Source organism: Rhodococcus chondri (assembly GCF_036327435.1).
In the GTDB taxonomy this organism is placed as follows: domain Bacteria; phylum Actinomycetota; class Actinomycetes; order Mycobacteriales; family Mycobacteriaceae; genus Rhodococcus; species Rhodococcus chondri.
In genome coordinates, this window is record NZ_JAUZMZ010000251.1 from 1 (window position 1) to 5,116 (window position 5,116).

At 67.1% G+C, this 5,116-nt stretch carries 7 protein-coding genes and 1 riboswitch; all 7 genes read right to left on the reverse strand.

Going from position 1 to position 5,116, the window contains the following annotated elements; translation table 11 throughout:
* Positions 1 to 17 precede the first annotated feature (17 nt).
* A complete protein-coding gene (locus Q8814_RS24285) occupies positions 18 to 716 on the reverse strand; it encodes an ABC transporter ATP-binding protein (RefSeq protein ID WP_330154527.1) in 699 nt (232 codons plus the stop codon).
* Entirely contained in the window at positions 713 to 1,522 is an 810-nt protein-coding gene (locus Q8814_RS24290) for an ABC transporter permease (RefSeq protein ID WP_330154528.1), read from the reverse strand. Before Q8814_RS24290 ends, Q8814_RS24285 begins: the two co-directional genes overlap by 4 nt.
* Positions 1,503 to 2,501: an ABC transporter substrate-binding protein gene (locus tag Q8814_RS24295; protein WP_330154533.1), complete on the reverse strand. Its 999-nt coding sequence runs from the start codon at positions 2,499 to 2,501 to the stop codon at positions 1,503 to 1,505. The genes Q8814_RS24290 and Q8814_RS24295 overlap by 20 nt, the downstream gene beginning before the upstream one ends.
* Before the next feature lie 47 nt (positions 2,502 to 2,548).
* Positions 2,549 to 3,268: a TenA family protein gene (locus tag Q8814_RS24300; protein WP_330154529.1), complete on the reverse strand. Its 720-nt coding sequence runs from the start codon at positions 3,266 to 3,268 to the stop codon at positions 2,549 to 2,551.
* Positions 3,261 to 3,356: riboswitch (TPP riboswitch) on the reverse strand. It overlaps the preceding gene by 8 nt.
* Before the next feature lie 45 nt (positions 3,357 to 3,401).
* A complete protein-coding gene (locus tag Q8814_RS24305) occupies positions 3,402 to 4,064 on the reverse strand; it encodes a TetR/AcrR family transcriptional regulator (RefSeq protein WP_330154530.1) in 663 nt (220 codons plus the stop codon).
* 70 nt (positions 4,065 to 4,134) lie between these two features.
* Complete coding sequence (locus Q8814_RS24310) at positions 4,135 to 4,803, reverse strand: TetR/AcrR family transcriptional regulator (RefSeq protein WP_330154531.1); 669 nt, start codon at positions 4,801 to 4,803, stop codon at positions 4,135 to 4,137.
* Positions 4,804 to 4,837: 34 nt separating this feature from the next.
* Positions 4,838 to 5,116 (reverse strand): acyl-CoA dehydrogenase family protein (locus Q8814_RS24315; protein ID WP_330154532.1); only part of this gene is annotated, 279 nt, incomplete at its 5' end.

Consider the following 5,116-nt stretch of genomic DNA (forward strand, 5'->3'; position numbering starts at 1 on the left):
AGGCGCTCTCTCTCCAACTAGACGAATTCGGGATCGGTGAGCGTAGCCAGCGACCGGGTACGCGCGAGAGGCACCCGCATGTCGTGCCGGTTACGCGCCGGTCGGGGCGAGAGCACCAGCACCCGATCCGACAGCAACACGGCTTCGCGGACGTCGTGCGTGATCATCAGCACCGTCCAGCGGTCGCGCAACCACACCTGCTGCAGCCACAGTTGCATGTCGGTGCGCGTGAGCGAGTCGAGAGCTCCGAACGGCTCGTCGAGGAGCAGAACGTCACGGTCCTGCAACACGGTGCGCGCCAGTGCCGCCCGCTGGCGCATGCCGCCCGAGAGTTGGAACGGGCGCGCGTCCTCGAACCCCTCGAGACCGAACGCGGGAAACAGCTTTCGTGCGGCGGCCCGGGCGCGGGCACGGGAGACCCCCTGCACTTCCAGGCCGAGGGAGCAATTGTCGAGCACGGACCGCCACGGGAACAGCAGGTCCTTCTGCGGCATGAGCGCCGCCCGTCCCGGGGCCGCGGGTGCACCGCCGACGACGACCGACCCGGAATCGGGGGTGTCGAGACCGGCGATCAACCCGAAGAGGGTGGACTTGCCGGAGCCACTCGGACCGATCACCGACACGAATTCACCGGGCGCGATGTCGAAGTCGATACCGTCGAGGACCGGGGTGCCGTCGAACGCCCGGCGGAGTTCGGTAACGGACACGGCGGTCACGGACGGCTCCCGGTGGTCAGGGCCCACGGCGCGACGATCCGTTCGACGGCGTAGGTGAGCAGATACAGCAGCAGCGACACCGCGGCGGTGACAACGACGGCGGCCAGCACCAGATCGGTGCGGAAGGAGTTCTTCTGTGTCGCCATGTAGATGCCGAGACCGGAGGTGGCGCCGACATATTCGGCGAAGACCGCACCGACGACCGCGTAGGTGATGCCGATGCGCAGAGAGGTGAAGAAGCGGGGGAGCGCCGCCGGCATCCGCACGTACCGGAACTCCTGCCGGCGGGACGCGCCCATGCTGCGCAGCAGTGCCCCGGCGTCCCGATCCGCGGCGGCGAAACCCTCGATCAAGCCGATGGTCATGGGAAAGAACGTGGCGAGCGCGATGACGAGAACCTTCGGCAGCAGACCGAACCCGAACCAGATGATCATCAGCGGCGCGATCGCGATGATCGGCAGGGTCTGGGACACCACGAACAGCGGCACCAGCGCGCACCGCAGCCACGGCGAGAAATCCACCGTGGTCGCCAATACCCAGGCGAGGACCAGCGACACGGCGAATCCCACGACGGTGACCTGCAGGGTCGCCGCGGCATGGCCGGCGATGTCGCTGCGGTGGGCCCAGCCCTGATCGAGGACTCGGCTGGGCGCCGGCAGCACCTGGGGCCGGATATCGCCGACCCGCACATACAGTTCCCACATCGCGACGAGTACGACCGCGACGGTCACCGCGGGCAGCAGCGCCCGCATCCGCCCGGACGGGCCGGACGAGATGCGGGCACTGTCAGGAAGCGAGGTATTCATCGGTGAAGTACGACGACCAGTCCGGTTCCTCGGTGAGCGGTGCTCCGTCGGGTCCGGCGAGGAGTCCCGCCTCGTAGAGGAATCGGGAGTACCCGGTCCACTGCTCGAGGGTCATCGTGCCCACCCGCCCGTTTCCGTCGCGCAGGTGGTCGGCGGACAGCATCCGCTGACTTTCGAAGACGAGAGCCTCGTCGTCGAACACACCGGGGTTGGCGTCGATCACGTGCTGGGCGGCCCGGTCGGGATCCTCCGCGGCGATCTCGTAGCCGCGCTGGACGGCCTGCACGAAGTCGCGCGCCTGCTCCGGATGTTCCGCGAGCCAGTCCTCGTTGCCGTTGATCACGATGGCGTAGGCGTCGGGGAATCCGAAGTCGGTGTACGAGAAGTACCGCATGGGGAGTCCGCGGTGCTCTGCTTCGATGCCCTCCCAGGCCAGGTAGGACACGGTGAAGTCGGCGGTGCCGGAGTACACCGCCTCGTAGGCAGAGGTGCCGAGGGTGACGGAGGTGAAGTTGCCGTCGCCGCCGTCGGCGCGGATCACCTGTCGCAGCGTTTCTTCGTCCCCGGGGTCGCCGAAACCGGCGTAGGTGAGTCCGTCGAGATCCTTCGGCCGTGCGAGGTCGGTGCGGTCGGCCTTGACCGCGATGCCGGTGGCCCAGTGCTGCAGGGGAGCGAGCACCGAGACGACCTGCGCACCGGCCGCGCGGGAGAATGTGGTCATCGCCTGGGTCGAGATACCGAACTCGGCGTTGCCGGCGTCGACGAGCAGATCGGGGGTCGTGCTGTTGTAGGGCAGGATCTCGACGTCGAGTCCGGCGTCGTCGAACAGCCCTTCCTGCATCGCCACGTACAGGCCGGTGTGGTTGGTGTTCGGGGTCCAGTCCAGCGCGAAACGGATCGTGTTCTCGTCCGGCGAATCACTCGCACAGCCCGATACCGCGGTTAGCGCGGCTACGGCGGTGAGGACCCCGGCGATCAGTCCAGCGCGGCTACGAGATCGCCGCGGAGGATCCCGACCGGGCCGCCTCACGAGGCGGGCCACTGCTGCCGGTGGAGCGCGGTGTCCCAGAACATCAGTTCGTACCGGGTCGCGACAGTGAACGCGTCGAGCATGGCATCGCGTTCGGGTCCGGTCGCTGCTTCGGCGGCCGCGTCGACCAGTTCGCGGGCGGTCGCGACGGAGGCGTGGAACGCCGGATCGTCGTAGGTGGTGACCCAGCGGGCGTACGGGTGCGACGGGTCGGCTGCGAGAGCGTCGGCGGCCCGGCCTGCCAGCTCGCGGCCCACTTCGGCATAGATCCAGAAACACGGCAGTACCGCGGCCGCGCCGACGGCGTACGGCTCGGTGGACACCGTCGCCGTCAGGTACGAGACGTATCCCAGGCACGCCGGGGAAGGTTCGACGACCTCGCCGGTCTCGGGCAGCACACCCCCGGTGAGCAGCCCCTGGTGCAGCGACGACTCCTCGGTGGCCGCGGTAGCGGAGCTTGTGGCCCAGAACGCCCCGGTCACCGGCTCCGGTGACTTGGCGGCGAGCAGCGCCAGCGCTTTGGCGTAGCCCGCGAGGTAGAGGGCGTCTTGTTCGATGTAGAAGCGGAAGGCGTCGAGCGGCAGGGTGCCGTCGCCGAGGCGACGGAGAAACTCGAGATTGTCGACGGCGTCGCGCAGCACCTTCGTGCGCTCCCACAGAAGGTCGGTGAAACGACCGGTGTATGTAGGTGGTGAAACGGTTACAGGCATGGTCATGCCGAAACATCCCTTCGTCAGCATTACCTGACAGGTTCGACGGGTGTGATCTCAGCCCCGCATGTGCGGAGCACCCCGTGTCGGTCGGAAGCGACCATAGCACCCGGCTGTATCGGACCGGACGCAAGGCCGGTCAGGAGAGCAGTTGCGCGTAGTTCTCGCGGTGCTGGGCCGGGATGAGTGTGTTCAGCACGAAGCGGGTCTGCAGCCGGATGTACTCGTCGAGGCTGTAGATGGCGCCGAAGTGCCAGTGCTTGAGAGCCCAGCCGTGTGCAAGGAGCATGATGTCGAAGACCATCAGGTCGACATCGACCGGATTCATGACCGCCGCGGCGATTCCTGCATCGAGAGCGGCGCGCAGCGGAGCCGACGACTCCACTTCGAGTTCCTTGATGCGGGCCCGTCCTGCGGCGTCGAGAGTGCGGCTCTCCCGGTAGGTGAGCACGGTGGCGTTGAGGTTCTCGTCCACGATCTCGATGTAGCGGCGCATTCCGGCGACGAGCCGCTCGACCGGGTCGTCGCCGACGGCGTCCATAGCCGGTTCGAGCTGGTCGCGGAAGGCATCGAGGATGGTGAGAATGGTCGCCAGGAGTACGTCCTCCTTGCCGCCGAAGTACTTGTAGATCAGTCCGACGCTCACACCGGCCTCGTCGGCGAGTGCCTGCATCGACATCTGATGAAAGCCCGTCCGCTGCATGACCTCGACCGCGGCGTCCAGGACCTGCTTGCGGCGGGAGTTGGTGCGTACGGCACGCACGGCCTCTTCCACGGGCAGTGCATCGTGGTCGGTGGTCATGTCGTACTCCTCGTTGCCGCGCGGTCCGATCCACATTACCGACGGGGATCGTCGTGTTCCGTGCGGCCGTTCAGAAGGCCTCCATCAGGTGCCGGTACAGGTTTCGCTTCTGTTGCGGCACGACGGTGTTGAGGACGTACCGGGTCTGCAGCCGGATGTACTCGTCCAGGCTGTAGATGCGGCCGAAGTGCCAGTGTTTGAGCGACCATCCGTGCGCGAGCAGAACCAGATCGAAGACCATCAGGTCGACATCGACCGGGTGCAGGAGGCCGGCGTCGATGCCCTCCGTCAGCACTGTGCGTAGCGGGGCGGAGGTGGCGATTTCGAGCCGCTTGAGCATCTCCCGGCCGTCCGGGTCGAGCGTGCGGCTCTCCCGGTAGGTCAGGGCCACCGCGTCGAGGTTCTCGTCGACGATCTCGATGAATCGGCGGATGCCGGCGGCCAGGCGCTCGACGGGGTCTTCTCCCGCGGCCACCATCGCCGGCTCGAGCTGGTCCTGGAAGGCGTCGAGGATATCGGTGATGGTGGCGAGGAGAATTTCCTCCTTGTTGCCGAAGTAGTTGTAGAGCGAGCCCACGCTGACGTTCGCCTCGTCCGCGAGTGCCTGCATGGACATCTGATGAAAACCCTTGCGTTGCATCACTTTGGCGGCAGCCGTGAGGATCTGCCGGCGTCGGGAGTTGGCCCGTACCGCCCGCACGGCCTCGTCGACGGGCAACTCGATGGGTTCGGCCGGCATGGGGGTGTCCTCCTCGTCGCTCGGGGCCGCAGCGTCAGATTCCCAGATCCTTCGCGACGATCGTCTTCATGATCTCGGTGGTACCGCCGTAGATGGTCTGGATGCGTGCATCGACGAATGCGCGCGAGACCGCGTACTCGCGCATGTAGCCGTAGCCACCGTGGAGTTGCAGGCATCGGTCGGCGACCCGGACCTGCAGCTCGGTCGCCCACCACTTCAGGCGCGCGGCCCGCGCAGCGGTGAGCTTGCCGGTGAGGTGTTCGGCGATGCAGTCGTCGAGGTAGGGGCGTGCGATATCGAGTTCGGTGGCGAG

What these genes read in the sequence shown, in the direction of transcription:
- Q8814_RS24310 (WP_330154531.1), bottom strand. Translation starts at nt 4,803, where the DNA reads ATGCCGGCCGAACCCATCGAGTTGCCCGTCGACGAGGCCGTGCGGGCG.
- Q8814_RS24305 (WP_330154530.1), bottom strand. Translation starts at nt 4,064, where the DNA reads ATGACCACCGACCACGATGCACTGCCCGTGGAAGAGGCCGTGCGTGCC.
- Q8814_RS24290 (WP_330154528.1), bottom strand. Translation starts at nt 1,522, where the DNA reads ATGAATACCTCGCTTCCTGACAGTGCCCGCATCTCGTCCGGCCCGTCC.
- Q8814_RS24300 (WP_330154529.1), bottom strand. Translation starts at nt 3,268, where the DNA reads ATGACCATGCCTGTAACCGTTTCACCACCTACATACACCGGTCGTTTC.